Below are 3,057 nucleotides of genomic sequence, written 5' to 3'. Positions count from 1 at the left end.
CCCGCCAGCCTGGAACCTCGCCCAGCAGAGTGAACGACTCAAGCGCTGGGCCCTGTTTGCCCGCCAGCAGGGGTTGCTGGCCCTGGAAGAGGCGGCCGAGGGTGAAGAAGATCCCTTCACCCATCAGGGGCTCACCATGCTGGTGGACGGGGTATCGGTCGAACAGATGCGTCAGCTGCTCGAGGCCGACATCGATATCAGCCAGGAGCGCAATGAGCATGCGGCCCGGGTGTTTGAATCCATGGGCGGCTATAGCCCGACCATCGGCATCATTGGTGCCGTGCTGGGTCTTATCCAGGCCATGTTTCACCTGGAAGACCCGGCGGCGCTTGGCGCCGGTATTGCCGTGGCCTTCGTGGCGACTATCTATGGGGTCGGCTTTGCCAACCTCGTCTATTTGCCCCTGGCCAACCGGCTGCGTGCCTTCCACTACCACTACGGCCTCTATCAGGAGATGACCCTGGAGGGGCTGCTGGCCATCGCCCATGGCGAGAACGGCCTGCAGCTGGAGCGCCGGCTCAGGGTCTACCTCAAGGGGGAGTGAACATGCGCAAGCGCTATCGTCTTCACCTGCGGGGCCATGAGCAGCTGGATCGCTGGCTGGTCTCCTACGCCGATTACATGACCCTGATCTTCGCCCTGTTTGTGGTGCTCTATTCGGTGGCCATGGTCGACAAGGAGAAGTTTCGGGCGGTGATCGAAGGCGTGACCCAGGCCTTCGAGGCGCGCCCTCTGCACGGAGAGGGGTTGCTGGAGCGGGAGGGACCCGCCATCGTGCCCCCGGGCTCTGCGCCAGACAAGATGATATCCGATCCCTCGCAGGTGCAGGCAATTGCCCTGGCCCCCATCTCCGGGGTGCCCATGGCCCAGCAGGGAGAACCGCTTCCCACTCTGGATGCCGAGCTGCGCAAGGCGATGGCCCCCCTGCTCGAGGCCGGTCTGGTCGATATCCAGCAGGACAAGGAGTGGCTCAACATTGCCCTCGATTCGGCCCTGCTTTTTTCGAGCGGCAGCGCCTTTATGGGCCCGAATGCATCGCCACTGCTCAATAGCCTCTCAAGTATTCTCAAACCGGTCGATAACTATGTGAGGATTCGGGGCTATACCGATAACCAGCAGATCCACAATGAGATTTTTAGCTCCAACTGGGCGCTCTCTGCGGCCAGGGCCGAGGCGGTGCTCACCACCCTCATCGGTCAGGGCATTGCGCCACAGCGACTCGCGTTCGAGGCCTACGGGGAGTTCTCACCCTTCGCCAGCAATGAGACCGAAGGGGGCAGGGCGAAGAATCGTCAGGTCGTGGTCGCCATCTCTCGCCTGCGCTGGGTAGCACCGGCAGCGCCGACAGCACCGACAGTTCAGGTGGCCCAGGTCGAGCAAACTGCTCCCAAGGCCGATGCACAAGCCATTAGAGTCATTGCCTTACCGGGCGGCGGCATACGAATTACCACGAGACAGGATTAACACTGTGATTGTCTGGGCGGTTGCCAATCAAAAGGGTGGGGTAGGTAAAACCACCACAGTCGTCTCACTGGCCGGGATCCTCGCCCAGAAGGGGCAGCGGGTGCTATTGATCGATACCGATCCCCATGCCTCTCTGACCTCCTATTTCGGCTACGACTCCGACCGGCTCGATGGCACGCTTTATGAGCTGTTCCAGGCGGTCAAACCCAGCAGCGAGCTGGTCAACAAGGTGACCCTCAAGACGCGGTTTGACAACATCAGCCTGCTGCCGGCCTCCATCACCCTGGCGACCCTGGACAGGGTCATGGGCAACCGGGAAGGGATGGGGTTGGTGCTCAAACGGGCGCTGCTGCGCATTCAGGACAGTTATGACTATGTGTTGATCGACTGCCCTCCCGTGCTCGGGGTCATGATGGTCAACGCCCTGGCGGCCTGCGATCGCATTCTGGTGCCGGTGCAGACCGAGTTTCTGGCCTTGAAGGGGCTGGAGCGGATGATGAAGACCTTCGAGATCATGCAGCGTTCCAAGCGAGACAAGTTCCGCTTTACCGTGATCCCGACCATGTTCGACAAGCGCACCCGCGCCTCCCTGCTGACCTTGCAGTCGATCAAGGCGCAGTATGGCGAGGCGGTGTGGAATGCGGTGATCCCCATCGACACCAAGTTCAGGGATGCCAGCCTGGAGCACATGCCGCCCTCGATTTTTGCCCCCGCCAGCCGGGGCAGCTATGCCTATCAGACGTTATTGACGCACCTGGATGCCCTAGAGCGCAAACGGGTGCAGGAGGTGGTGGTATGAGCGAGGTCACCCAGACCCGGGCGATGGATGACTACTTCCATTCGCTGCTAATTGATGACCTCCTGCTGGAGGAGGAGCCCGAGCCCGAGCTGGCCCCCCAGTCCCGGGTGGCAGCCCAGGCCTATCGCGCCCCCTATGTGGAGGTGGAGGATGAACGTCTGGCTCAGCTGAGCTCCCTGCTGGCCCAGGTGAGCAAGGTACAGGTCGAGATGGAGACCCTGAGCCAGGAGACGGCGGTTGAACCCTTCGCCCTGGCGAGCCAGGTTGAGGCCTTGCCCGAGGCTGAGGTTCTGCCGGTCGCCACCGAGGCGCTGCTGGTCGAGGCGCAACCTCAGTACGAGCCTGCCCCTGTCGCTTTGCCGGTAGAGGCTGTGCAGATCGAGACGGCCACCGAGCTGGCCGAGATCCAGCCATCAGAGGCCGAGCCCTGGCAGAATATCGAGATGGGCAACGAGTTTCAGGCGCTCTTCTTCGAGGTGGCCGGCGTGACCTTCGCCGTGCCCCTGATGGAGCTGGGAGGCATTCATCAGCTGGGAGAGGTGAGCGCGTTGTTCGGCCAACCGAAGTGGTACCGTGGCATCATGACCCAGCGTGAGCAACAGATGAGTGTGGTCGATACCGCGCTCTGGGTGATGCCGGAGAAGGAGCTCGAGGTCGCTGATTACCACTATTTGATCATGCTGGGTGAGTCCAATTGGGGACTTGCTTGCCACCACTTGAGGGGGACCGAGCTGCTGCGTCGGGATCAGGTCAAGTGGCGCCATCAGGAGGGCAAACGCCCCTGGCTCGCCGGC

The 3,057-nt window shown here is 62.0% G+C and carries 4 protein-coding genes; all 4 read left to right on the top strand.

Going from position 1 to position 3,057, the window contains the following annotated elements; genetic code table 11:
• Nucleotides 1–544 (top strand): MotA/TolQ/ExbB proton channel family protein (locus BN1130_RS22715; protein ID WP_042043835.1); only part of this gene is annotated, 544 nt, incomplete at its 5' end.
• A gap of 2 nt (nt 545–546) precedes the next feature.
• On the top strand, nt 547–1,464 hold the full coding sequence (locus BN1130_RS18550) for a flagellar motor protein MotB (RefSeq protein WP_042043831.1): 918 nt from the start codon (nt 547–549) through the stop codon (nt 1,462–1,464).
• Between the two features lie 4 nt (nt 1,465–1,468).
• Nucleotides 1,469–2,263, top strand: a complete 795-nt coding sequence (locus BN1130_RS18545; RefSeq protein WP_042043829.1) for a ParA family protein — start codon at nt 1,469–1,471, stop codon at nt 2,261–2,263.
• A partial coding sequence (locus BN1130_RS18540; RefSeq protein ID WP_042043842.1) for a chemotaxis protein CheW occupies nt 2,260–3,057 on the top strand: 798 nt, incomplete at its 3' end. The genes BN1130_RS18545 and BN1130_RS18540, both read left to right, overlap by 4 nt.

The organism is Aeromonas rivuli (genome assembly GCF_000820045.1).
GTDB classification, from domain to species: domain Bacteria; phylum Pseudomonadota; class Gammaproteobacteria; order Enterobacterales; family Aeromonadaceae; genus Aeromonas; species Aeromonas rivuli.
This window is presented reverse-complemented; position numbering and strand designations above follow the sequence as displayed.

What these genes read in the sequence shown, in the direction of transcription:
- BN1130_RS18550 (WP_042043831.1), top strand. Translation starts at nt 547, where the DNA reads ATGCGCAAGCGCTATCGTCTTCACCTGCGGGGCCATGAGCAGCTGGAT.